Source organism: Xylella fastidiosa (genome assembly GCF_011801475.1).
Lineage (GTDB): Bacteria > Pseudomonadota > Gammaproteobacteria > Xanthomonadales > Xanthomonadaceae > Xylella > Xylella fastidiosa.
This window is the reverse complement of sequence record NZ_CP044352.1, coordinates 753,202-777,291: the sequence shown is the minus strand read 5'-3', so window position 1 is coordinate 777,291 and position 24,090 is coordinate 753,202. Positions and strand designations below refer to the sequence as shown.

Genomic DNA, 24,090 nt, shown 5'->3' with positions numbered 1-24,090 from the left:
TTATATGTCGCCTCCCATGCCGACAGAAATATTCATGCGTTCGATGAGCGATAGCGAACTTGTGAATGACCTAACAACCAGGCAAGCCGTGGAGCGTTTTACGCCTGTGGAAAGGGAGTTGTTATCGCGTCTTAAAGGCTTGCTAGAAGACTACGAAGAGGTGCGTGACGCACTGGAGCAAGACGGCGATGCGCTGTGGTGACAACGGACAACACATCGGAACGGAACACCCCACACACGAGAGAAAAAAGCCCATGTTTCCTATCACCGTCACGATTACCGATCAGGCCCAATTAAACGCTGTGTTAGCGGTGCTTAACCCGCCCCGCAACACGAGCAGCCCCGCGCAACCTGTGCTTGACAATACACCGCGCAGCGATAACACCCCTAGCCCTCCACCGGCGGCACCTCCTCCCCCAACGGATACAACGCCGCGCACTGCCAACGATGCACCGCGCACCGCAGAACCCTCTGTTACTGAGGTGACAACGGAGCCTGCTCCTGCACTGACCTATCTTGATGTAGCAAAGGCGCTAACGCGCCTGTCTAAGGATTTTAAGCGTAGATACGCCGACGATATTTTGAAGTCATTTGGCGTGGCTGGCCTCTCTCAAATCCCTCCGGAGTTGTACCCAACGCTGATGGAGCGCATCGAAGGATTTTACATCGCCCACGAACGCGGTTTGCCCTTAGAGGCTGAGACATGAGCCAGCACGCCATGTTATCCCCGAGCAGTGCGCATCGTTGGTTGCACTGTCCGGCAAGCGTTCCGTTAACGCGCACCTGCAAAGACGACTCCAGCCCATTTGCCGATGAAGGCACCGTGGCCCATACGGTGGCTGCCGACGCATTACGCACCGGCTCCGATGCCAGCGCGTACGTGGGGGCATGCCATGAGGTCAACGGCCACCGCTGGGAAGTCACCGCAGAGATGGCGGCGTACGTGCAGGAGTATGTGGACTATGTACGCGCCATTGCGGGGGTGCGCCTGGTCGAGCAGCCCCTACGCATTGCCTCCATCACTGGGGAGCAAGACGCTAAAGGCACCGCTGATGTGGTGATTTTAGCGGGGGATGAGCTAACCATCGTTGATCTCAAATACGGCAGAGGCGTCAAAGTCTTCGCCGAAGGCAATGAGCAATTGCAGCTGTATGCGCTGGCAGCGCTGAGTGAATTTGGAGGGGTGGAAGCCTTTCAGCACGTGCGGCTAGTGATCGTGCAACCACGGCTTGGGCATGCCGATGAGTGGGTGCGCACCCTCCCCCAGATGGAGGATTTTAGGCGGAAAGTTGCGCAAGGCGCAGCGCGGTGTAGGGCTGCGATGTGGCACTACAACAACGTAGGCGAATTGCCTTCAGAGTATTTCGGCCCCGCAGAAACGCCCTGCCGGTTTTGCAAGGCCAAAGCGAGCTGCCCTGCGTTGGCCACGCATGTACTGAACACGGTGGCAGATGATTTTGTCGACCTCACAAAGCCCATTGTCCCGCAGCTCAGCTACGCGCAGCTGCGCACGTTTGACAACACCACACTGGCCTGCCTGTTTGGCGCAACAGAGTTAATCGAATCCTGGTGCAAATCTATTCGCGACAGGGCAGCAGCGGAGTTGCTTTCAGGTCAGCCCGTGCCTGGATACAAGGTGGTTCAAGGCCGACAGGGGCCGCGCCGTTGGGCGGACATGACCGCCGCTGAAGCCATGCTCAAACAGCTGCGCATCAAATTCAAAGACATGTACGACGTGTCTCTCATCAGCCCCACGCGTGCCGAGAAACTCCACCAGGTCGGAGTCATTGGTGATCGCCAGTGGCCAAAGCTCCAACCGCTCATTCATAGGTCAACAGGGGCGCCCATTGTTGTTCCCACATCGGATAAACGCCCCGCGCTCGCCCTTCAGGACGCGACGGATTTCCAGGACTTGAGCGATATGCCCATCCCCCCACTCCCAGACACAGCACCCTCACTTCAATCTCAGGAGACACCGTAATGAAACTCACCCTAAAAAACGTGCGCTTAGCCTTCCCCGTGTTGTTTGAACCCAAGAAAGTCAATGGCGAAGGCGAGGCCGCCTTCTCGGCCTGCTTCCTCATCGACCCTGCTGACCCGCAAGTCAAAGCCCTTAACCAGGCCATTGACAAGATGGCCAATGACAAATGGGGCGCTAAGGCGGCGGCCCAGCTTAAACAGATGCGTATGGGCGACAGAGTCGCCTTGCATGATGGCGACCTGAAAGCCAGCTATGACGGGTTTGCAGGGCACCTATACGTCTCTGCGCGTAACAAGGCACGGCCACTGGTGATCGACCGTGACAGGACCCCGCTCGCCGCGCAGGACGGCAGGCCGTATGCCGGATGCTACGTCAACGCCAACATAGAACTCTGGGCGCAGGACAACAACTACGGCAAGCGGATTAACGCCTCGCTGGGGGGCGTGCAGTTCTTGCGTGATGGTGAGGCGTTCGCTGGAGGCGGTGTGGCCAGCGTGGAGGACTTCGAGGACCTGAGCAACGTCGCCGAGCTGGAGGATGTTGAAGGAGCCATGCCGTGGGGGTGAATCGGATTCACACCACTGGCAGCACACGAAACGGCAGGGCCGAGAAACGCGCACCCTCCACCGGCTTGCATCGTAAGGACAACATCATGAATGCACCCTCTGAATTCCATCTCCAGTTTGAATCCCACGCCGTGCGTGTCCAGCTCGACGAACACAAGCGGCGATGGTTCAACGCCAATGACATTTGCGCGGCGTTGGAGTTGTTAAATCCGCGTGCTGCACTTGCTCAGCATGTGGATGCGGAGAACGTATCGAAACGCGCCGCCATCGACACTATCGGGCGGACCAAACACGTTAACTATCTTAATGAGTCAGGGGTGTACGCCTTGCTCATCGGCAGCACCAAAGAGGCGGCTAAACGCTTTAGACAGTGGCTCATCAGTGAAGCACTGCCCGCAGCCGCAGCTCGAAAAGCGGGCCAACACATTGTCCCGCTGCATCACGCGCCTTCCATCCCAAGCCCCTTCCAACCCACAGAGGACCACGCAATGAATGCAATCACCCCATTCCAATTTGAATCGCACGCCGTGCGTACCGTGGTTGATGATCACGGTGAAGTGTGGTTTGTCGGCAAAGACGTTGCCGATGTACTCGGTTACACCAACCATAACAAAGCTTTGGGCGATCATTGCAGGGGGGTGCCGAAGCGTTACCCCCTTCAGACGTCAGGCGGAGTTCAAGAAATCCGGATCATCTCCGAGCCTGACATGCTCCGCTTGATTGTGAGCAGCAAACTCCCTGCCGCAGAGCGGTTCGAGCGTTGGGTATTTGAGGAAGTCCTGCCCACCCTGCGCAAGACAGGCAACCGTCCCGCGCTTGACCACTCCACTCATTCCGCCAACGCAATCACTCCATTCCAATTTGAATCAAAAGATGTGCGTATTCAACTCGACGAGGCCAATGCGCCTTGGTTCAACGCCAACGATGTTTGTGCCGTTCTGGAGTTTGGTAATCCACATCAAGCCATTGAATCCCACGTGGATGTAGATGACCTCCAGAAGTTGGAGGTCACCGACGCGCTGGGGCGAACTCAACGCGTTAACCACATCAACGAATCCGGTTTGTACTCCCTGATCATGGGCAGCACAAAACCTGCGGCCAAGCGTTTTAAGCGTTGGGTGACGAGCGAAGTTCTGCCCACCCTGCGCAAGACAGGCACCTACTCCACACCAGGAGCACTGCCCACCTTGCCTGGGCCGACACAGGATCGCGTTGCCGCACTCCTGTTAATCGGCCAATTCGTTTCCAAAGTGACTGGCGTAAAACCAGGAATTGCTGCCGCCGCGACATTGGCCTGTATCAAAAGCAATACGAATTTAACGACCGAAGAAATACGCCGCGCATTGCCTGCGTTACAGGAACCGCTTTGCCTGCTCAACGCCACGCAACTAGGCAAGCAGCTGCATTGCTCGGCCAAGGCGGTGAACCAATTATTAGCCTCCAGTGGCCTGCAATTCCGTAATGAACGCGACGACTGGGAATTAACCGAAGCCGGTCGCGTATGGGGCGAAGCCATTCCGTACTCACGCAACGGGCATAGCAGCTACCAAATTCTCTGGAATCCGACGGTGGTTGACTCGCTGAAGGTCGCCGCCTGAGATGGCCACCGCGCAGCCACCCGCACCGATCCTATGGGGGGACCTAGAGACGTACTCCCCCGTCCCGATTGCCCATGGCGTGCATGCGTATGCCGAGCAAGCACAACTGTTGCTGTTTGCTTACGCCTTGGGTGAGGGGCCGGTGCAGGTGTGGGACTGCACCGCCACGGCAACGATGCCTGAGGAGCTGTCGGCTGCGCTGCACAACCCCGCGGTGCTGCTGTATTTCCACAACTCCCATTTTGACCGAACCGTACTACGCCATTGCGGCATCAGCATCCCCTTGGAGCGCTGGCGCGATTCAATGGCCCAGGCCTTGGCCCATGCGCTGCCTGGGGCGCTGGGTACGCTATGCGAGCTGCTGCGCGTTCCTGTGGAGCAAGCCAAGGCCAAGGACGGCAAACGGCTCGTTGCACTGTTTTGCAAACCACGCCCGACCCACTGCACGTTGCGCCGTGCCACACGTGACACCCATCCGACCGAATGGGCACAGTTTGTGGAGTACGCCAGGCGCGATGTGACGGCCATGCGGGACGTGGTGAAGCGCTTGCCGTCCCACAACTACACGGGGGCGGAGCTGGCGCTGTGGTTTCTGGACCAAACTATTAATGACCGAGGCGTTCTGGTCGATACGGACTTAGCGCAGGCCGCCATCGGCGCTGTGGAACGCGCCAAGCAAGCATTGGCCGAGCGCACCAGTGACCTCACAGCAGGAGTGGTGCAGGCGGCAACCCAGCGCGATGCACTGTTACACCACCTGAGCACCGCGCACGGCGTGGCGTTGCCGGACATGCAGCAACACACGGTAGAGCGTTGCCTTGACGATCCGCTGTTGCCAGAGACGGTGCGGGAACTGCTGTCCATCCGCAGGCAAGCCAGCACCACCAGCACCGCTAAGTATCAGGCGCTGCTGAACTGCACCAGCCGCGATGGCCGCCTGCGCGGCACGCTGCAATTCAACGGGGCCAGTCGCACCGGACGGTGGGCGGGGCGGCTGTTTCAGCCGCACAACCTGCCCCGCCCCACGCTCAGCCAAGAAGCGATCACGGTTGGCATTGATGCCATGAAAGCCGGTTGTGTGGATTTAGTATTTGACGATGTCATGGCGCTGACCAGCAGCGCGCTGCGCAGCTGTCTGATTGCACCAACCCATAAAAAGCTGGTCGTGGCCGATCTGTCCAACATTGAAGGCCGCGTATTGGCGTGGCTGGCCGGTGAAACCCCCAAGCTGCACGCGTTTGGTGAGTTTGATACCTGCCAAGGGGTGGATGGTACATGGCACAGCGGCGAGGCCATCACTCACGGCGCACTGCGCGGGGCACCGATCGCCTTGCAATGGAATGCCGAGCACGCGCCTATTCGCAAAGGGGACGACATTTACAAGCGCGCCTACGCCCATTCGTTCGGGATAGCGCCCCAGGCCGTGACCAAGCAGCAACGCCAAATCGGCAAAGTGCAGGAATTGGCCTTGGGGTATGGCGGCGGTGTCGGGGCCTTTGCCGCCTTTGCGGCCATGTATCACATTGATTTGGAGGCGATGGCCGCGCAGGCCGCCTTACCGCCGCTGCTACTTCAGGAGGCAACGGAACTGCTTGAATGGACCAAGGCCAACCACCGTCCCACCTTCGGCCTCTCAGATCGCGCATGGTTGGCCTGCGATGTGTTTAAGCGCGCATGGCGCAACGCGCATCCGGCCATTGCCGCGTTTTGGCAGGCGTTGCAGTGCGCAGTCACAGACGCCATCGGCCACCCCGAAACGGCGCACACCTGCTGCGGTATCACAGTGCAGTACAGCCGTGCATGGCTGCGTCTGCGTCTGCCGTCGGGGCGGGTGCTTTACTACGCCGCTCCCAGAGTCGATGAGCACGGCGCGCTGTCCTACATGGGCACGCATCCGGTAACGCGCAAATGGACGCGCATCACCACCTACGGCGGCAAGCTGGTCGAGAACATCACCCAAGCTGTCAGCCGCGACGTGTTGGCCGCCTGCATGCCTGCGATTGAAGCCGCCGGATACAGCATCGTGCTTACCGTGCACGACGAAATCATTACCGAAGCCGATGACAACGCCGCTTTCAATGCCGCGCACTTGGCCGCACTCATGGCCACACCGCCCCCCTGGGCACAAGGGTTGCCCTTAGCGGCGGAAGGCTTTGAAACCCACCGGTATAGGAAGCAATGATGACCATTCCCCGTGAGCGGACAATCGAACGTTATTTAGTGGCCCAGGTCAGGGCCAAGGGCGGTGAAATCCGCAAGGTGAAATGGGGGGGCCGCCACGGTGCGCCGGACCGTATCGCCATGCTGCCCAACGGGCGCACCCTGTGGGTGGAACTCAAAGCCCCAGGCCAGCAGTGCACACCGCATCAAGTCCGTGAGCATGAGCGCATGCGCGGCATGGGCCAGCGCGTGGTCGTGGTCGATTCCTTAAAAGGCGTGGATGAGGTGCTGGCGTGACTCAGAAAAACGCTTTGATGATCAGTGCAGCAACGCCCGCCACGAGCACGCCTAGCATCCACTTGAGTAGGAGCATTTCGCCTTTTATCTCAGCAAAGCGCGTATCCACCTGCGCAAAGCGCTGGTCAATGTTCTTTTCCATCTGCACAAAGCGCTGGTCAATGTTCTTTTCCATCTGCACAAAGCGCTGGTCCACCTGCGCAAAGCCTTCCTTCATATCCGCTTCAAGACGCGCTAATGCCTTGCCGTTTTTAGATTCAGACTCAGCAAGGTCTTGCAAATTCGTTTCTAGCACTTCGGCCAAGGCTTCGGCTTCGGCCTCTGCGTGCGCCGCAGGAACCCCTGCCGTTTTCAGCCGGTTCGCAAATTTAAGCGTATCGAACGCTACGGATGTCACACAGTCCCCCGCTTTAGCTCCATGTGATGGCGAGTATAGCAGTACGCCGCCTCACCATCCTGAAGCGCTGCACGGAGCGTTGGCATGAACCTGCGCCCCTACCAACACACCATCGTTGATTTCATCCTGACGCACCCACGCTGCAATTTGTTTGTGCCCATGGGTTTGGGGAAGACAGTAGCCACGCTGACGGCGTTAGATGTGCTTCTGGTGGTGGAAGACATTGCGCCTATTTTGGTGATTGCTCCGCTGCGCGTTGCGGCCACGACATGGCCGGATGAGGTGGCCAAGTTCCCCCATTTGCGCCATCTGCGGGTGTCCGTGGTCGTGGGTAGTGCGGCAGCACGTCGCCACGCCTTGGAGCAGGAGGCGGATATCTACTGCATTAATTACGACACTCTGAAATGGTTAGTGGAGTTTTACAAGGACCGTTGGCCGTTCCGTATGGTGGTCGCCGATGAGTGCTCCAAGTTGAAAGGGTTCCGGCTGCGGCAAGGAACACGGCGCGCCCGCGCACTGGCCACGCATGTGCATACCAAGGTGGAGCGCTACGTTGGGTTGACCGGCACGCCCGCGCCCAATGGGCTACAGGACCTGTGGGCGCTGATGTGGATGGTGGATCGTGGGGCACGGCTTGGGACGCATTTTAAAGCGTTTATCGATCGCTGGTTCCGTGCGATGCAGATCGGCAGTGATCCGCATGCGGTGCGCTTTGTGCCCACGCCACATGCATCTCAAGAGATTCAAGACAAGATACGCGATATCTGTTTATCACTTGATCCACATGCGTACTTCGATTTATGCCAGCCGATTGTCAATACGATTCGCGTTGCGTTGCCAGCACATGCGCAACGTCTGTACAAGGCGATGGAACAAGATATGTTCATCGCCTTGGAATGCGGTGCTGAAGTAGAAGCCTTTAACGCCGCCAGCAAGACAATTAAATGCCTGCAACTGGCCAATGGTGCGCTGTACACCGATGACACACGTCAGGCCTGGGAAGTCGTGCACGATGCGAAATTAGAGGCGCTGCACGACATTATCGAAGAAGCCGCCGGTATGCCGGTGTTGGTGGCGTATCACTTTAAAAGTGATGTCGCACGGTTGCAGCGTGCCTTCCCCAAGGGGCGTGCTTTGGACAAACACCCCGACACGATCCGCGATTGGAATGCGGGGAACATTCCCGTGCTATTTGCCCATCCGGCCAGTGCCGGTCATGGCTTAAATCTGCAAGACGGCGGAAATATTTTGGCCTTCTTTGGCCACTGGTGGGACCTGGAGCAGTACCAGCAGATCATCGAACGCATTGGGCCGACACGTCAGGCGCAAGCCGGACATACGCGGCCTGTATTTATTCACCACATCGTGGCGGCGGGCACGGTGGATGAATTGGTGATGGCCCGCCGTGAATCCAAACGCGAAGTTCAAGATTTACTGCTAGAGGCAGTGAGAAGAAAACAAAAGGCGATACAGCCATGAACGAAACAGAATTTTTAGACGGCGAAGAACTGTTTGAAATGACAGGTTATAAAAATCTCGCCCACCAACGCGACTGGTTGGATCGGAACGGATGGGTGTACGTGGTCAACGCTTCCGGACGCCCGATTGTGGGCCGCTGGTTTGCACGCTTACGTCTAGCCGGTGTGCATCCGCATAAGGAAGGAATGAACCTACACCAAGGTAACCGCCCTAATTTTGCGGCGCTAGATTAGGACTTTTAACAATGCGTCCTAAATCAAGCCACCGCGATTTACCACCCAGAATGCTACGTCGTATCCGTCTCATGAAAAGCGGCAAGGTGTGGGAGTCGTTTTACTACAACGGACGCACGCCGGAAGGACGCCGTATCGAAATCCCACTGGGACGTGATTTGAATGAAGCCAAACGCAAATGGGCTGCGTTGGAATGCAAAGAGGCCCCCGCGGAAACGGGATTGCTGCGTTTTATATTCGAGCGTTATGAGCGTGAAATCATTCCGCTTAAGGCACCTGTAACCCAACGAGTGAATAGGGGTTTTCTCACCACACTACGCAAGGTGTTTGATGTAGTAAATATCGATAATGTAACGCCACAACACATTGCACAGTACCGTGATAAACGAAGACTCCGCACACCAGTACAAGCCAATCGGGAAATATCCCTGTTTTCCCACATATGGAATATGGCGCGTGAGTGGGGCTACACCGAAAAAGAAAACCCTGTTAAAGGGGTGCGCAAAAACAAGGAAACCCCCCGCGACTTTTACGCGGACGATGCCGTGTGGATGGCGGTATACGCCAAGGCAAGCGAAGAACTGAGAGATGCTATGGACTTAAGTTACCTGACGGGGCAACGGCCTGCCGATATCCTCAAGATGCGCTTTACCGATATCAAAGACGGCGCGCTTGAAGTACAGCAGAATAAAACCGGAAAGAAACTGCGTATCCTTCTGGAGCGTAGCGGCATACGCACAGAATTAGGAAAAGTGATCGACCGTATCAAGGCGCGTGAACGTAAGGTGTTTAGTGTATTTCTAGTTGCTACGCCAAACGGCACCCCCCTAAACAAGCAGACACTGCCTTCTAGATTCAACAGCGCACGAGCACGTGCGGCAAAAGTCGCCTATGGAACAGGGGCTGCGGATTTAGCGAAAAGAATTAGCGCCTTTCAATTTCGCGATATCCGCCCCAAGGCAGCCAGTGAGTTGCCGTTAGAACACGCGAGCAAACTGCTAGGTCATACCAAGCAGGATATTACCGAGAAGGTGTACCGCCGCATAGGTGAAGTGGTAGAGCCGACCAAGTGAGACTGCTTACGTTGCGGAAACTATTTTAAAAATTGCGGAAACATTACAGAAAAAATCTTTATAAATCAAAGATTAAATTAAATACGGTGATGTATTGAAAACAACGTACAACTCACTTAAAAGGCCCCTGATCATTTGGGGCCTTTTTTAATGCTCATCAATAATTAACATCGCCAAAAAGCATTACGTCATCATCCACGCTACAGCACAAGCTCAACAACCATGAGGAGTGAATCGGCTTCCATCAATCCCACCTCATGGATCTGGGACAAAAAACAATGGCCTCCCCATTGCGGCCACGTACTTAGCTGATCCAATGTTGAAAAGACGATGTTATCCATCATGGCTCATGGACCAAAGAGCATGAAAAATTCCAAAGCGTAGTAGCAGATATGCAATAAAGAGTGAAACCCATTGCTTGACCCGCTGCTTTCAGAGATTGATCCGCAAACCACCAATATATCGAAAGGATGACAACAATGCCCCCAAGACAACAACGCAAAGCGTTTTTATCGACACATATCTGATTCAGATCAAAACACCTGGCTTGCATTGCAACAAGGTCAGCAACGGGATGCATCCTCCTCAATCAGATCCTGGATTTCAGAATCCCCTTTCTCTTTGTAGGCCTCTACCGGAATACAGGCACACATCACGTGCTTATCACCGTAAACGTTATCCACACGCGCTACCGGAGGCCAGTATTTGGCATGGTGCAACACGCCCAATGGGAAGGCAGCCAACTCACGCGAATACGCATGCCCCCATTGCGAAGCCATGACCTGTACCGCCGTATGTGGCGCCTGCTTGAGCGGATTATCCTCAGGATCAAGATGCCCCTTCTCAATCGCCGCAATCTCCCCACGGATCTGAATCATTGCATCGACAAAACGATCCAACTCTTGCTGCGACTCACTCTCGGTCGGCTCCACCATCAGCGTACCCGCCACGGGAAAACTCAATGTCGGCGCATGGAAACCAAAATCGATCAACCGTTTAGCAATATCTTCGGCACTGACACCACTCACCTTCTCCAACGAACGCACATCAAGAATGCATTCATGTGCAACCAGACCATGGCGGCCGGTATACAACGTCTTATAGTGAGGTGCCAAGCGCTTAGCAATGTAATTTGCGTTGAGTAACGCAACCTGGGTCGCCTTACGCAACCCCGCCGCCCCCATCATGGTGATATACATCCAACTCACCGGCAGGATCGACGCTGAACCAAAATTGGCCGCACTCACCATACCGACCTTGGCTTCTTGCGTGCCCTGAACCGGCAATCCCGCTGCGTCTCCCGGCAATGGCAACGTTTTAGGTAAAAAAGGAGCCAAATGCGCTTTCACAGCACATGGGCCTACACCCGGACCACCGCCGCCATGCGGGATACAAAACGTCTTATGAAGATTCAGGTGGGACACGTCCGAACCCCATCGCCCCGGTTTCGCCACACCAACCAACGCATTCATATTGGCGCCGTCCGTATACACCTGGCCCCCATGCGCATGGACAATCTCACAAATCTCAGTAATCGCCTCCTCGAACACCCCATGCGTGGACGGATAGGTCACCATGAGCGCGGCGAGAGTGTCTGAATATTTCTCCGCCTTCATCCGCAAATCATCGACATCGACATTACCGCTTCTGTCGCATTTGATAATGACCACCTGCATCCCACACAGCTGCGCCGACGCCGGATTAGTCCCATGCGCCGACTCAGGAATCAGGCACACATTGCGCCGTTCCTCACCACGTGAACGGTGATACGCACGGATCGCCAACAAACCCGCATACTCACCCTGTGCACCAGAATTCGGCTGCAAACTGATCGCATCGTAACCAGTGCATTCGACCAACATCGCCTCCAACTCATCAATCAACTGGCGATAGCCGCTCCATTGCACCACCGGAGCCAATGGATGAATGCAAGCAAATTCCTGCCACGTCACTGGAATCATCTCAGCAGTGGCATTGAGCTTCATCGTGCACGACCCCAACGGGATCATGGTCCGATCCATTGCCAAATCCTTATCGGCCAACATGCGCAAATAACGTAGCAACTCATGCTCACTGTGATGCGTATTGAACACGGGATGCGTCAAAAATGCGCTGCTGCGCAACAACCCCGCTGGCAACGCATCGGCAGTGATCGCATCAAGCGCCTCCACATCGACCTGCACACCAAATACCTGCCCTAAAGCCACCACGTCAGAACGGGTGACCGTCTCATCCAGACTGATCCCAATCTGCGCATTATCAATCATGCGCAGATTCATCCAAGCCGCCGCCGCCGCACAATGGATCGCCAAGGCATCAATACCGACAATATGGAGCGTATCGAAGAAATACTCACCGACAGTCAGACCGGCACCACGCAACGCCGCCGCCAGAATCGCCGCCATGCGGTGAGTACGCCACGCAATACGGAGCAATCCTTGAGGGCCGTGATAGACCGCATACATAGAGGCCATCACCGCCAGCAACACTTGCGCAGTACAGATGTTGGACGTTGCCTTCTCACGGCGAATATGCTGCTCACGCGTCTGCAAAGCCAAACGGTACGCCGGATGACCGGCAGCATCGACCGAGACACCAATCAAACGCCCTGGTATAGAGCGCTTATATATATCGCGACATGCCATGAACCCAGCATGCGGCCCACCAAAGCCAAACGGCACGCCAAAGCGCTGACTATTGCCTACAACAATATCCGCCCCCCATTCGCCTGGTGGCGTAATCAACGTCAGCGCCAACAGATCGCTGGCCACCGCAACCAACCCACCCCGTGCATGCACAGCATCCGCCAAGACCCTGTGATCACCGATGCGACCGAAGGTATCTGGATATTGCAACAATATTCCGAACACATCGGCCTGCAACGCCTCCTCCGGCGTGCCCACACGCAACACAATGCCCAACGGCTCGGCACGGGTACGCAGTAACTCCAACGTCTGCGGATGCACCGCATCGTGCACAAAAAACAGATCCGAGCGCGATTTCGCCGAACGCTTGGCCAAGCTCATCGCTTCGGCCGCAGCTGTCGCCTCATCCAACAAAGACGCATTGGCGATCTCCATCCCTGTTAGATCGGCGCACATGGTCTGAAAGTTGATCAGCGCTTCCATTCGTCCCTGCGAAATCTCCGCCTGGTAAGGGGTATAAGCCGTGTACCACGCCGGATTCTCAAGGATATTTCGCAAAATCACCTTCGGCGTATGCGTGCCGTAGTAGCCCTGACCAATGAAGCTGCGAAACACTCGATTTTTATTGGCAATCACCCGAATCTTGGCAAGCGCTTCCTCTTCCGTGATCCCCTTAGGCAAATCCAACGCAACGGTTGACCTGATCTTCTCCGGCACAATGGCATCCGTCAGCGACTCCAACGAATCGTAGCCAACGACACGCAACATCTGCGCGATCTCAACATCATTAGGGCCGATATGGCGCTCAACAAACGCACCGTGATATTCAAGATCACGCAGAGAAGACAGGGGGTGAGACATCATGAGACTTCCTGAACAAAAGTGGGAGGCTGAAAACACATGAACACCTTGTCATGGCACCCGCACACCACAGCAACGGGCCATACCGAGGCAATCTTCATATCCATCTCTCCTTTTGCCTGAGCGTTTAAAAAACCAAGTGACCACCACCAGAGCTGCGTCCCACGCCTATTGGGTGCCGGACAGAATCAGTCTCCCCAGAAATGCGTTGCTGCTGGCATCAAGCCTTGTCAATGACGGAGATGACGCATTCGGCAACGACAGTGCCGCTTCCAGAGAGAGCATGAAACGGCAATTATAGCCTCAGCAAGGCACCCACCAGGATGCAATCAGACCACCCAAGCACCTTTACAAACGATACTGCCCTCAGCACCTTGCCTGACCCTCCATGAGCACCGAACATATCAACGCAACGCAGCCAAACGTTGCGCCAATTTCTTGACAGAAATCCCCGAGCGCACCCCCAATTCCTGGGCAAACAGTGAAACCCGCAACTCCTCCACATCCCAACGCAATGTCTCCCACCCCGGTGTGTCGGAAACACCCTGCGCCATTGCCACTTCCAGAGCATCCAAAAATGGCTTGAGTTCCAGCATACGCGCCTGATCACGCGACGGGTCGCGCTTAGCGCGCTCGCTGCGCATCATCATCGCTTTCAGATAGCGCGGATACTGCGTCAACACATCGGCGGGTGTTTGACGCAAAAAACCTGGATACACCAACTGCGCCAACTGCCGTTCCATGTCATCCAGATTGCCACGCGCCCACCCCATCAATGGTGCTTCCAGCAACGGCTTCAGCTCAGCCACGGCAGCCAAAATCTCCTCGGCCAAACTGAGTCGCGCCATCGCCTCAGAAAAAAGCTGCTGCGCCGCCACATCACGGCACTGCGCAAACGCAACAGGATCACGGATCGACTCCAAGCCATGAGCCAACACCGCATTCAATGCCGCCTTGACAAGGTCATCACGCAAACATTCTTTTGACTCAATGGCCGCATATAACAGCCCACTCTTGGAAGACACCGGCAACTGCTTGCGCGCCTGCTTGATCTTGTTGGCCAAGGCGATCTCCAAGAGCCGCCGTACGCCATGGGGATGCACCTGTGCGGCCTCAGTGGGATCAGCAAAAATCCGTAACGCCGCCATCTCACCATCGTCAACCAACGCAGGGTACATCGGAACCCCAGCCTCACCGGTAAGCTGAAGCGGAATCGACACAGCAGGAAACTCGCGTAGCTCCTCCATGATGAGCGTGCGCCCGGCACGGGCTACGAACGCCTCGCCCGAGTAGCTACCAAAACGGGCACGCAACGCATCAAAATCGCGCGACTCCGCCAAAACCTGACCAGACTCATCATACAAACGCACACGCAGATGCAGATAAGGTTCCAATGTCTGTTCATCAAAATCAATCGCAGCCACCCGTACCCCGGTAATACGCGACAAAAAGCGTGCCAACTCACCACGCATCTCATCGGCCGAAGGCTGCTGGAACGCTTGAGCAAACGCACGGGCAAAATCTGGAGCCGGCACATAACTGCGGCGTAGCGCCTTGGGCAGCGAACGGATCAGCGCCGCCGCTTTATCGGCAACAAAACCAGGCACCAGCCACGACAACCGTACCGGATCCAACGCATTAAGCAGATGCAAAGGCACCTCCAAAGTGACACCGTCATCCACTGCACCTGGATCAAACGAATAGTGCAGCGGCAACCTCACATCCCCGAGTGCAAAATACTTCGGATAACGATCCTCCTCCCCCCCTTCGCCAGGCAACAAGTCGATCAATGACCAATACAGACCGTGCCGCTTCTCCACTGGCAGCCCCTTCCACCAGGAATCCAGTGCATCGGCTGTATGGATGTCACTCGGCACCCGGTCAAAATACCAACGCGCCTGCCAATCCTCATCGGCCACAATACCGGCACGACGCAACTTAGCCTCCTCCTCGTGCGCCTGCTCCAACACCTTGAGATTGTCAGCAACAAAACCGGCACGCGTGTTGATCTCCCCCGTCACCAACCCTTGGCGTACAAAAAGATCATGCGCTGCCACCGGATCAATGCGGCCATAGTGCATCGGCTTCTTCGGCGCCAACAGCAACCCAAACAAACTAATCTGCTCAGACACCAACACTCGGCCCTGGGTACGGGACCAATGCGGATTGAAATGCTTGCGCATCAACAAATGCGGCAATTCAGCAATCACCCAATCAGGCTCAATCGCAGCATTCGTCAAGCCCCACACCTTCTGTGTATCCAGCAAGTTCGCTGCGAGCACCCACGGTGGCGGCTTCTTCGCCAACATCGAACCAGGAAACAACATAAAACGGCGCTGGCGCGGCGCCTGAAAATCTCCCTTCTCGGTACGATGGCCAATCTGGATCGGCAACCCAGTCAGCAACGCACGATGCAACGCCTGATAGGCAGCCGCACGCTCACGCTCACCGATATGCGGTGCATCATTAGGTGGCACCGCAAACTGCGCCTGCATACCGGCATGAGAAACACTCTGCCCTGCAACCGCCTTCACACTCTGGGTGTTGTGAGTAACCTTGAGAACCGCGCTACGCTCACGCGCCAAGCGCGCCGCACGATGCAGCTGACCACGACTCGGTGTATTACCACGATGTTCACTCTGAGTAGAGGTCCCCTGCCCCGCTAACAGTGCCTGCAACACGGTCGCACTTGAAGGTAACTCGTTGCCCTTCCCTACCTCGGCCCCTGGCTTTGATCGCTGAGACGGTAAGCATCCCTCCTTCGGAAAGGCCGCCGCCGCTCGCCCCTTGCGTGGCTGCTCCGCCTGCTCCCCCGCACACAACAGCGACAATTGCAGCTGCAACTCGCACCACTCGCGCATGTGAAGAAAGCCCAGAAAATGACGCTGGCACCACTGGCGTAACTTGGACTGAGTCATATGCCCACGAATCTGGCGGTAAGCCTCCCATAAACGCAAGATACCAACGAACTCCGAACGTGCATCGGCAAACTTCGCATGTGCATTGTCGGCCGCTTCACGCGCCTCCGGAGGACGCTCGCGTGGATCCTGGACCCCCAGAAAAGCGGCGATCACCGTCATTTCATGCACACAGCCGTGCTGGCGCGCAGCAACCAGCATGCGCGCCGACTTCACGTCCACCGGCAACCGTGCCATCTCGCGGCCGATCGCAGTCAATACATGCTGACTATCCACCGCCCCCAATTCGACCAATTGTTGCCAGCCATCGGCAACCGCACGTTCATCCGGCGGCTCCAGAAACGAGAAACTTTCAATGATCCAGGAGGTGCGCTGCTGCTCCGGCCCTGAAACAGGCTCGCTCAAGGAAGCAGCACTCCCACCAATCCGTCCCAGGCCCAACTGCAACATGCGCAAAATCACCCCGGCCAGGGAGGAGCGCCGAATTTCAGGATCGGTGAATGCCGACCGTGCAAGAAAGTCTTCCTCACTATAGAGCCGGTAACAAACACCATCGGCAATGCGGCCGCAACGACCGGCACGCTGGTTGGCACTGGCCTGACTGATCGGCTCAATGTATAACCTGTCCAACTTCTGGCGCGCACTGTAGCGCTTCACGCGCGCATAGCCCGGATCGATCACATAGCGGATCCGTGGCACCGTCAATGATGTTTCAGCAACGTTGGTCGTCAGCACCAGGCGACGCCCAGAGCCGGGGTTGAACACCCGATCTTGATCGCGAGCCGACAACCGCGCGTATAACGGCAGCAGTTCCGTCTCACGATACTTACGCCGCTCCAGTACCCGATACAGCTCACGAATCTCACGCTCACCGGGCAGAAACACCAATACATCACCGTGCGGGTCCTCACGGGTGATCTCGTCGATCACTGCCACAATCGCATCATTGACAGTACGCTGATCCTCTTGAGGCAGCGCCACGATGGGCTTTGACAGCGCGCCGTCACCTTCAGATCCTCCCGCCCAACGATTCACAGCCAGGGACTCAGTTCCGCCGTAGGCTTCCCCAAGGCGATCATCAGAAGCCCACATCGCATCCAACGGACGGTAACGCACCTCCACCGGGTAGGTGCGTCCAGCCACATGAATCACCGGCGCATCATCAAAATGCTTGGAAAAGCGTGCCGTGTCGATCGTCGCCGAGGTCACGATCACCTTCAAATCAGCACGCTTTTTCAGTAACTGCTTGAGATAACCGAGTAAAAAATCAATATTGAGACTGCGCTCATGGGCTTCATCAATAATGATCGTGTCATAGGCTGACAACCAACGGTCACTGGCAACCTCCGCCAGCAAAATACCGTCGGTCATGAACTTGATCCTTGAGGCATCACTGACCTTCTCGGTAAAACGCACCTGAAAGCCCACCACCATTCCCAAGGGCGTTTGAAGCTCCTCAGCCACCCGCGTTGCCACCGCACGCGCTGCAATACGCCGTGGTTGCGTACACCCGATCGTACCGGCAATGCCACGTCCAGCGGACAGACACAATTTCGGTAATTGCGTGGTCTTTCCCGAACCAGTTTCACCAGCAATGATTACCACAGGATGCGCCCGGATCAGCGCGACAATGCGCTCTGCTTCCTGTGCAATAGGTAAACGGGTATCCACCGTGACCACTGGCTGATTATTCTCACGGACCTGACGCTGTGCCCGTGATGCAGATAACACCCGCTGGAAGTTAGCACGCGCCTCATGATCATGTGGCTGACTCTGCCAACGCGACCATAGGCCCAGCAACCTGCCACGATCACGGGTCATCGCATCGTCAATCGCACGACGATGCTGACGCAATTGGCCCAAAATATTCTGTTCGATAACGCTCATCAATCGTAAATTGCAGAAGATCGCATGACAGTACATGCTTTAGCTTGTTTATTGCGACAATGCGCCACCCCTTAATCTAAGGAAGATATTTCCATGTCGAAAAAACAACAGAACAGTAAATCCGAGAACAAAACCGAATTGGCATCTGCCATCTCAATGCCAGACGTCAATATCGGGATCAAGAATAGCGACCGCAAGTCCATCGCCGAAGGGCTGTCCCACTATATGGCGGACGCTTTCACACTGTACTTGAAGACCCACACCTTCCATTGGAACGTCACCGGACCTATGTTCAACTCGCTACATAGCATGTTCGAAACGCAATACACAGAACAATGGGCCGCACTGGATGAGATCGCAGAACGTATCCGTGCCCTGGGCTATAACGCACCGGGTTCCTACAAAGACTATCTAGAACTAACCTCAATCAAGGAAGAACCAGGATTGAACGACAACACCGACTGGCGCGAAATGGTTCGCCAATTGGTCATCGGTAACGAAGCGGTCTGTCGTACCGCACGCAAGGTACTGGACACCGCTGAAGATGGCAGTGACGACCCAACCGCCGATTTATTGACCCAACGCCTGCAAATCCATGAAAAATACGCGTGGATGTTGCGTTCGCTATTGCAATAATTGCTGCAATGTAGCGTCAAGGCGGCTGGCCTTGCATTGCAGCAATGCCACACTCCATGCAGACCACCATCCGCTCACTTGGGAGTGTGCAGCACAACCGCACACTCTGCTGTGTTGAGCTTCCCGGCACCAGGGCAGTTCCGCAGAAATGCTATCTCCCCCCAACCGGCAAGAAGCCTAATGAGCACGTCTTCCGCCACCCAGACCGTTCTACAACGCGTCTTCGGCTACGACACCTTCCGTGGGCCCCAGCAAGCCATCATTGAGCATGTCGCTGCCGGCCACGATGCCTTGGTCCTGATGCCCACCGGGGGCGGCAAATCATTGTGCTACCAAGTGCCTGCGCTGCTGCGCAAAGGCATCGGCGTCGTCATCTCGCCGCTGATTGCACTGATGCAAGACCAAGTCGAGACCCTACGTCAGCTTGGCGTACGCGCCGCCTATCTCAACTCGACCCTAGATGCAACGCAGGCACAACGGATCGAACACGCTCTAGTCACCGCAGATCTAGACCTGCTGTATATCGCTCCGGAACGGTTACTCACTGCACACTTCTTATCGCTGCTGGAACGTAGCCAGATCGCTTTGTTCGCAATAGACGAAGCTCACTGCGTCTCACAGTGGGGACATGATTTCCGTCCCGAATACCGCCAACTCACCGTACTTCATGAACGTTGGCCACACGTGCCTCGGATTGCACTGACCGCAACCGCCGACCCACCCACGCAACGCGAAATTGCTGAGCGCCTTGACCTAAGCGATGCGCATCACTTCATCAGCTCATTCGACCGCCCCAACATCCGCTACACGGTCGTGCAGAAAAACAATATGCGGCGCCAACTACAAGAATTCCTCAGCCGCCATCGCAACACCGCAGGCATTGTCTACGCCATGTCACGGCGCAAAACCGAAGAAATCGCCGCCTATCTGTGTACACAAGGCTACAACGCACTGCCTTACCATGCCGGCCTACCAGCCGAAACACGGGCCAAGCACCAACGCTGCTTTCTGCGTGAAGAAGGGATTGTGATGTGTGCCACCATCGCCTTCGGCATGGGCATCAACAAACCTGATGTCCGCTTTGTCGCCCACATCGACCTCCCCAAATCACTGGAGGGTTATTACCAGGAAACCGGCCGCGCCGGCCGCGATGGCGAAGCTGCAGAAGCATGGATGTGCTATAGCCTGGGAGACGTCGTACTGCTGAAACAAATGATCGAACAAAGCGAAGCCAGCGAAGCACGCAAGTGCGTAGAACGCGCCAAACTCGATCACCTGCTGGGCTACTGCGAATCAATGCAATGCCGCCGCCAACTCTTACTGTCCAGCTTCGGGGAAACGTATCCAAACCCCTGTGGCAACTGTGACAACTGCCTGACCCCAGCCACCGCCTGGGATGCCACCGTGCTCTCCCAAAAGGCGTTAAGTTGCGTCTACCGCACTGGCCAGCGCTTCGGGGTTGGTCACCTCATCGACATACTACGTGGCAGTAAGAGCCAAAGAATATTGCAACTGGGTCATGACCAACTCAGCACCTACGGCATCGGCCGTGACGTGGATGAACGCAGCTGGCGCAGTGTCTTTCGCCAACTCGTCGCCACACACCTGTTGGAGGTCGACAACGAAGGCTACGGCGGCTTACGCCTGACCCCAAGCAGTCGTCCAGTCCTCAAAGGCGAACGCCAAGTCATGATGCGTCGTGATCAGTTCATCCGTGAACGCGACCGTACCGGCCAACGTCACGGACTATCGGTCCTCCCGGAAGATCTGGGACTCTTCAATGCCCTGCATCGCTTACGTGCACAACTCGCCAAAGAACAAAACGTGCCGGCATTCGTGATCTTCCATGACAGCACCTTGCGCCATATTGCCGAGCAACGCCCTACCAACATCAATGCACTGAGCAAAATCAACGGGATCGGCAGCAACAAACTGACACGCTATGGCCATCAGTTAATTGAACTCGTACTTGCGCAAGGATGAATCAATCCATGTATTCTCCGTGAAGGATGCAGAGCGCTGGCCGATGCCACTCCATGTTCCATAGCCAACATTGCTCAATGACTCGATAGGGATCGCCATCCTCCACTCCATCCCCCAAGATCATGAAAACCCATACCGTCCTTCTTTTCAGTCTCATCTTTACTGGCCCTGCCTTGGCGCAACCCGAAACAAGCGCCGCTACTGCACCCACCAACGCGACTTCAACGTCAAATCTCGACCTGACGCCACCGGAGTTACCCACCCAATACCGTGCTGATCCCACCGCAAGCAACACCGTTCCTCCTGGAACCTACTATGGCGACACCAGCGGCATCCCTGCCGCAATCACTGACAAAAAAAACATTGGCTTGGTCGGTCAACACACTTGCGAAGGTAAATTATCCGGCGCAGTCAGTACCGGCGTGGGCTATTCCAACCGCTGGGGCAACAATCATTGGCAAGCAGCCAACCTCAACACCTGCAAAACCTATTACGACGATACAGGCGCCGCTCACCGGGTCGGAATCAGTCTCTCGGTTGGCCAAACTAAAGGCTCGCATTACTACAGCCCATGGTTCCACAGACCCCATCCTGCATGGTAGCTGTGCTTAGTAGGAATGAACCGCACGCAGCCATTCATGACGCTGCGCTTCAATCAGGCAACCAACAGAGGAGATGAGCCTTTCCCAATCTACACACTACTGGACCAAACGAATACGCTGAAGGCGTCATCAGCATGCCGTGACCGTCCCCCCAGTCCATGCATCTGCATCCGAACAACCGTGTAGCTAAACGTCGGCGACATCAAATTGATGCGGACTGCAATGCAGGAATGACATATTCGCCGAATAAATCACAAGACGTGCGTACCGCGTCAGGATCGCAACGATGACCAGCGAAGAAACCAACGATATTTGCAGCGCCAGTCCGTCCAAGTTGCAACAAAATCTGCTCAGTCACCTGCGTCGGCGTACCAGCAATAATGTCATCATCCACAATTGATGGCATCTGCGCTTGGGCCGCCCGGGCATGTTCGTGTGCTTGTGCTTCAGTCTTGGCGACAAAGATGCAACGGCGAATCGCCAAGCGTTCCGCAGTATGCATGTGCTCTGTCGCCTCACGATACACATCAAACAAACGCACAATCGCATCCGTGTGCAAAAAACCGGTACACAGGCGATGGCCACGCTTTGCAGCTTCTACCGCGGCATCGGTACTACGTACCGTCGTCCAAATCGGTGGGGAAGGATACTGTAATGGCCTCGGTACCATACCGAGCTGCTCAAATGACCAGTAGCGGCCACAGTGCGACAGATACGGACTCAGCCAGGCCTGTTCGAGAATATCCAATGCCTCACGATACATCGGCACGATGTCCACCTCGGCAATACCGACCGCAGCCGCCTCATCCACAGAGGAACCACGCGCCACCCCGATCTCAACACGCCCTTGACTGAGTTGATCAAGGACAGCCACCTCCTCAAGAAAGCGCCACGGCTGCCACAGCGGCAACACCCAGCCGAGCACCCCGATACGCAGATTCTGGGAGCGCGCCGCCACCCACGCTGCAAGTACCCCTGGCGAAGGAGAGGCACGCAAACCGCTGAAATGATGCTCGCTGAAAAAAATGCCATGGAACCCCAGCGTCTCAAGCTGCGCCCATAATTCGCTGCGCCACGCATATTCTTTAGAACAAGCCACAACATCGAAATACGCCGGATCTGCATCGCATGAAATATTAAGCTGCTCAAACATCCAGGATTTAATCATTGGGAGAAATCCTTAAGTGACTCAGTAACCACAGCGATTAGGAACCCACATCTCTTGATAAATCAAGAGAAAAATGCCTCATATTTAATTAATTTTCTTAGGAGTTAATTTTAGTAACCAGCAATGACTGCATCCACATAGCGCGTGTAGGCATGCCAACCTATGCTGCATGTCGACCGATCACGAGGAAGAACACATGACCAAAAACGCCGCAAGCAAAGCCAGGATTGCCTATGTCTGCACTGAATGCGGCACCGAATACAGCAAATGGCAGGGACAGTGCACCGAATGCGGCACCTGGAATTGCTTAAGCCAAATCACCCTCGGACATGCAGGATCTGTCAAAAACCCAACCATGAAGCACGGCAATTGGACCGGTCAGCTCGACCCACCCAAGATCACCGCATTGAAGGACGTGCAACACAGCGAACAAGCACGCATCTCCACCGGCATTGGCGAGTTTGACCGCGTCCTAGGAGGCGGCCTGGTGGCAGGCGCGGTAGTCCTGATTGGTGGCGATCCAGGCATCGGCAAATCCACATTGCTACTGCAAGCACTAGCACGGATGGCAAGCACCCTACCCACACTGTATGTGACGGGTGAAGAATCGCTGGCACAGGTCGCCGGACGTGCGGTGCGCCTGGATCTGTCCCTGGAGGGCTTAAACGCACTCGCAGAAACCGGTATTGAATCAATCCTGCAACACGCCAGCAGCGCACGGCCACGACTGATTGTCGCCGACTCAGTACAGACCCTATGGACCGAAACACTGACCGCAGCACCCGGTTCAGTCAGCCAAGTACGAGAAAGCGCCGCACAGCTAGTGCGCTACGCCAAAGAAACCGGCACAACCGTGTTCCTGGTTGGCCATGTCACCAAAGAAGGCGGCATCGCCGGCCCACGCGTACTGGAGCACATGGTAGATGCCGTGCTGTATTTTGAAGGCGAAAGCGGTAGCCGTTTCCGTCTCCTGCGGGCATTCAAAAACCGCTTTGGAGCAGTCAACGAACTAGGCGTCTTTGCGATGAGCGAAAAAGGCTTGAAAGAGGTCGCCAATCCATCAGCCATTTTTTTATCCGGCAGAAACAGCGACCAACCAGGCAGCTGTGTGATGGTCACCCGTGAAGGTACACGCCCCCTGATGGTCGAAGTACAAGCACTCGTCGATACCTCGCCACTGTCCAACCCACGCCGGGTGACCGTCGGGCTGGAACAAAATCGGCTGGCAATGCTGTTAGCCGTGTTGCATCGTCACGGTAACGTCCTGGTTGGTGACCAAGACGTATTCATCAACATCGTTGGCGGCATCCGCGTTCAAGAGACAGCCGCAGATCTACCTGTACTACTGGCGGTCCGGTCCTCGTTATGCAACCGGGCGCTGCCAGAAAAGACCATCGCCTTTGGCGAAGTGGGTTTATCCGGTGAAATCCGCCCGGTCCCCAACGGCGAAGAGCGCCTCAGAGAAGCGGCAACACACGGCTTTAAGCGCGCCATTGTGCCAAAAGCCAACGCACCCAAGAGTGCCATCAAGGACATGCAGATCATCGCCGTAGAACGCCTGGATCAGGCGCTGGAAGCAAGCTATTGAAGATCACGTCTATAAAGA

18 protein-coding genes and 1 pseudogene are annotated in these 24,090 nt (G+C 55.9%); 15 read left to right on the top strand and 4 right to left on the bottom strand.

Annotation, left to right across the window (positions count from 1 at the left end; genetic code table 11):
* The first annotated feature begins 4 nt into the window (after positions 1–4).
* The 8 genes and pseudogenes from F7G16_RS03330 to F7G16_RS03300 all read left to right on the top strand — a co-directional run bounded on the left by F7G16_RS03330 (position 5) and on the right by F7G16_RS03300 (position 6,602).
* Positions 5–202 carry a hypothetical protein gene (locus tag F7G16_RS03330; RefSeq protein WP_004090711.1) on the top strand — a complete coding sequence of 66 codons (198 nt, stop codon included), beginning with the start codon at positions 5–7 and terminating at the stop codon, positions 200–202.
* On the top strand, positions 189–707 hold the full coding sequence (locus tag F7G16_RS03325) for a hypothetical protein (protein ID WP_038232209.1): 519 nt from the start codon (positions 189–191) through the stop codon (positions 705–707). The genes F7G16_RS03330 and F7G16_RS03325 overlap by 14 nt, the downstream gene beginning before the upstream one ends.
* Positions 704–1,981 carry a DUF2800 domain-containing protein gene (locus F7G16_RS03320; RefSeq protein ID WP_012382637.1) on the top strand — a complete coding sequence of 426 codons (1,278 nt, stop codon included), beginning with the start codon at positions 704–706 and terminating at the stop codon, positions 1,979–1,981. Before F7G16_RS03325 ends, F7G16_RS03320 begins: the two co-directional genes overlap by 4 nt.
* Positions 1,981–2,547, top strand: a complete 567-nt coding sequence (locus tag F7G16_RS03315; RefSeq protein WP_004090881.1) for a DUF2815 family protein — start codon at positions 1,981–1,983, stop codon at positions 2,545–2,547. Before F7G16_RS03320 ends, F7G16_RS03315 begins: the two co-directional genes overlap by 1 nt.
* 86 nt (positions 2,548–2,633) lie before the next feature.
* Positions 2,634–2,930: pseudogene (locus F7G16_RS12700) on the top strand (BRO-N domain-containing protein); the annotation flags it as partial.
* Between the two features lie 105 nt (positions 2,931–3,035).
* The gene (locus F7G16_RS03310) at positions 3,036–4,145 is read left to right on the top strand and encodes a BRO-N domain-containing protein (RefSeq protein WP_004088917.1); all 1,110 of its coding nucleotides are present in this window, start codon (positions 3,036–3,038) and stop codon (positions 4,143–4,145) included.
* Position 4,146: 1 nt separating this feature from the next.
* A complete protein-coding gene (locus tag F7G16_RS03305; RefSeq protein WP_011097961.1) occupies positions 4,147–6,327 on the top strand; it encodes a DNA polymerase in 2,181 nt (726 codons plus the stop codon).
* Positions 6,324–6,602: a PDDEXK family nuclease gene (locus F7G16_RS03300; protein WP_011097962.1), complete on the top strand. Its 279-nt coding sequence runs from the start codon at positions 6,324–6,326 to the stop codon at positions 6,600–6,602. The genes F7G16_RS03305 and F7G16_RS03300 overlap by 4 nt, the downstream gene beginning before the upstream one ends.
* Before the next feature lies 1 nt (position 6,603).
* On the opposite strand, the gene F7G16_RS03295 is transcribed toward F7G16_RS03300, so the two are convergent.
* Entirely contained in the window at positions 6,604–6,999 is a 396-nt protein-coding gene (locus F7G16_RS03295) for a DUF1640 domain-containing protein (protein ID WP_167405107.1), read from the bottom strand.
* A gap of 84 nt (positions 7,000–7,083) precedes the next feature.
* Between F7G16_RS03295 and F7G16_RS03290 the strand changes: the two genes are divergently transcribed.
* From F7G16_RS03290 to F7G16_RS03280, 3 genes are read left to right on the top strand one after another with little or no spacing between them, the layout of a single operon-like run.
* Complete coding sequence (locus tag F7G16_RS03290) at positions 7,084–8,478, top strand: DEAD/DEAH box helicase (RefSeq protein ID WP_167405106.1); 1,395 nt, start codon at positions 7,084–7,086, stop codon at positions 8,476–8,478.
* Entirely contained in the window at positions 8,475–8,711 is a 237-nt protein-coding gene (locus F7G16_RS03285) for a DUF4224 domain-containing protein (protein WP_004090683.1), read from the top strand. The genes F7G16_RS03290 and F7G16_RS03285 overlap by 4 nt, the downstream gene beginning before the upstream one ends.
* Before the next feature lie 11 nt (positions 8,712–8,722).
* Positions 8,723–9,784 carry a tyrosine-type recombinase/integrase gene (locus F7G16_RS03280; RefSeq protein WP_004090681.1) on the top strand — a complete coding sequence of 354 codons (1,062 nt, stop codon included), beginning with the start codon at positions 8,723–8,725 and terminating at the stop codon, positions 9,782–9,784.
* Positions 9,785–10,347: 563 nt separating this feature from the next.
* Here the strand turns inward: F7G16_RS03280 and gcvP are convergent.
* Together gcvP and F7G16_RS03270 are read right to left on the bottom strand one after the other, a co-directional pair.
* Positions 10,348–13,290 (bottom strand): aminomethyl-transferring glycine dehydrogenase, encoded by a 2,943-nt coding sequence (gene gcvP / locus F7G16_RS03275; protein WP_038232855.1) that lies wholly within the window; start codon positions 13,288–13,290, stop codon positions 10,348–10,350.
* Between the two features lie 404 nt (positions 13,291–13,694).
* Positions 13,695–18,095, bottom strand: a complete 4,401-nt coding sequence (locus F7G16_RS03270) for a DUF3418 domain-containing protein (protein ID WP_004090678.1) — start codon at positions 18,093–18,095, stop codon at positions 13,695–13,697.
* Between the two features lie 93 nt (positions 18,096–18,188).
* On the opposite strand from F7G16_RS03270, the gene F7G16_RS03265 reads away from it, so the two are divergent.
* From F7G16_RS03265 to F7G16_RS03255, 3 genes are all read left to right on the top strand, one after another.
* Positions 18,189–18,731, top strand: a complete 543-nt coding sequence (locus F7G16_RS03265; protein ID WP_004090677.1) for a Dps family protein — start codon at positions 18,189–18,191, stop codon at positions 18,729–18,731.
* 180 nt (positions 18,732–18,911) lie between these two features.
* Positions 18,912–20,714: a DNA helicase RecQ gene (gene recQ, locus F7G16_RS03260; protein ID WP_004090674.1), complete on the top strand. Its 1,803-nt coding sequence runs from the start codon at positions 18,912–18,914 to the stop codon at positions 20,712–20,714.
* A 122-nt stretch (positions 20,715–20,836) separates the two neighbouring features.
* Complete coding sequence (locus F7G16_RS03255; protein WP_004090673.1) at positions 20,837–21,316, top strand: hypothetical protein; 480 nt, start codon at positions 20,837–20,839, stop codon at positions 21,314–21,316.
* Between the two features lie 202 nt (positions 21,317–21,518).
* Here F7G16_RS03255 and F7G16_RS03250 read toward each other — a convergent pair whose 3' ends face one another.
* A complete protein-coding gene (locus F7G16_RS03250; protein WP_004090672.1) occupies positions 21,519–22,484 on the bottom strand; it encodes an LLM class flavin-dependent oxidoreductase in 966 nt (321 codons plus the stop codon).
* 196 nt (positions 22,485–22,680) lie between these two features.
* Between F7G16_RS03250 and radA the strand changes: the two genes are divergently transcribed.
* A complete protein-coding gene (gene radA, locus F7G16_RS03245) occupies positions 22,681–24,072 on the top strand; it encodes a DNA repair protein RadA (protein WP_004090670.1) in 1,392 nt (463 codons plus the stop codon).
* Positions 24,073–24,090: the final 18 nt, after the last annotated feature.

Coding starts and splice junctions, on each gene's coding strand:
- F7G16_RS03330 (WP_004090711.1), top strand. CDS start 5: ATGTCGCCTCCCATGCCGACAGAAATATTCATGCGTTCGATGAGCGAT.
- F7G16_RS03325 (WP_038232209.1), top strand. CDS start 189: ATGCGCTGTGGTGACAACGGACAACACATCGGAACGGAACACCCCACA.
- F7G16_RS03320 (WP_012382637.1), top strand. CDS start 704: ATGAGCCAGCACGCCATGTTATCCCCGAGCAGTGCGCATCGTTGGTTG.
- F7G16_RS03315 (WP_004090881.1), top strand. CDS start 1,981: ATGAAACTCACCCTAAAAAACGTGCGCTTAGCCTTCCCCGTGTTGTTT.
- F7G16_RS03310 (WP_004088917.1), top strand. CDS start 3,036: ATGAATGCAATCACCCCATTCCAATTTGAATCGCACGCCGTGCGTACC.
- F7G16_RS03305 (WP_011097961.1), top strand. CDS start 4,147: ATGGCCACCGCGCAGCCACCCGCACCGATCCTATGGGGGGACCTAGAG.
- F7G16_RS03300 (WP_011097962.1), top strand. CDS start 6,324: ATGATGACCATTCCCCGTGAGCGGACAATCGAACGTTATTTAGTGGCC.
- F7G16_RS03290 (WP_167405106.1), top strand. CDS start 7,084: ATGAACCTGCGCCCCTACCAACACACCATCGTTGATTTCATCCTGACG.
- F7G16_RS03285 (WP_004090683.1), top strand. CDS start 8,475: ATGAACGAAACAGAATTTTTAGACGGCGAAGAACTGTTTGAAATGACA.
- F7G16_RS03280 (WP_004090681.1), top strand. CDS start 8,723: ATGCGTCCTAAATCAAGCCACCGCGATTTACCACCCAGAATGCTACGT.
- gcvP (WP_038232855.1), bottom strand. CDS start 13,290: ATGTCTCACCCCCTGTCTTCTCTGCGTGATCTTGAATATCACGGTGCG.
- F7G16_RS03270 (WP_004090678.1), bottom strand. CDS start 18,095: ATGAGCGTTATCGAACAGAATATTTTGGGCCAATTGCGTCAGCATCGT.
- F7G16_RS03265 (WP_004090677.1), top strand. CDS start 18,189: ATGTCGAAAAAACAACAGAACAGTAAATCCGAGAACAAAACCGAATTG.
- recQ (WP_004090674.1), top strand. CDS start 18,912: ATGAGCACGTCTTCCGCCACCCAGACCGTTCTACAACGCGTCTTCGGC.
- F7G16_RS03255 (WP_004090673.1), top strand. CDS start 20,837: ATGAAAACCCATACCGTCCTTCTTTTCAGTCTCATCTTTACTGGCCCT.
- F7G16_RS03250 (WP_004090672.1), bottom strand. CDS start 22,484: ATGATTAAATCCTGGATGTTTGAGCAGCTTAATATTTCATGCGATGCA.
- radA (WP_004090670.1), top strand. CDS start 22,681: ATGACCAAAAACGCCGCAAGCAAAGCCAGGATTGCCTATGTCTGCACT.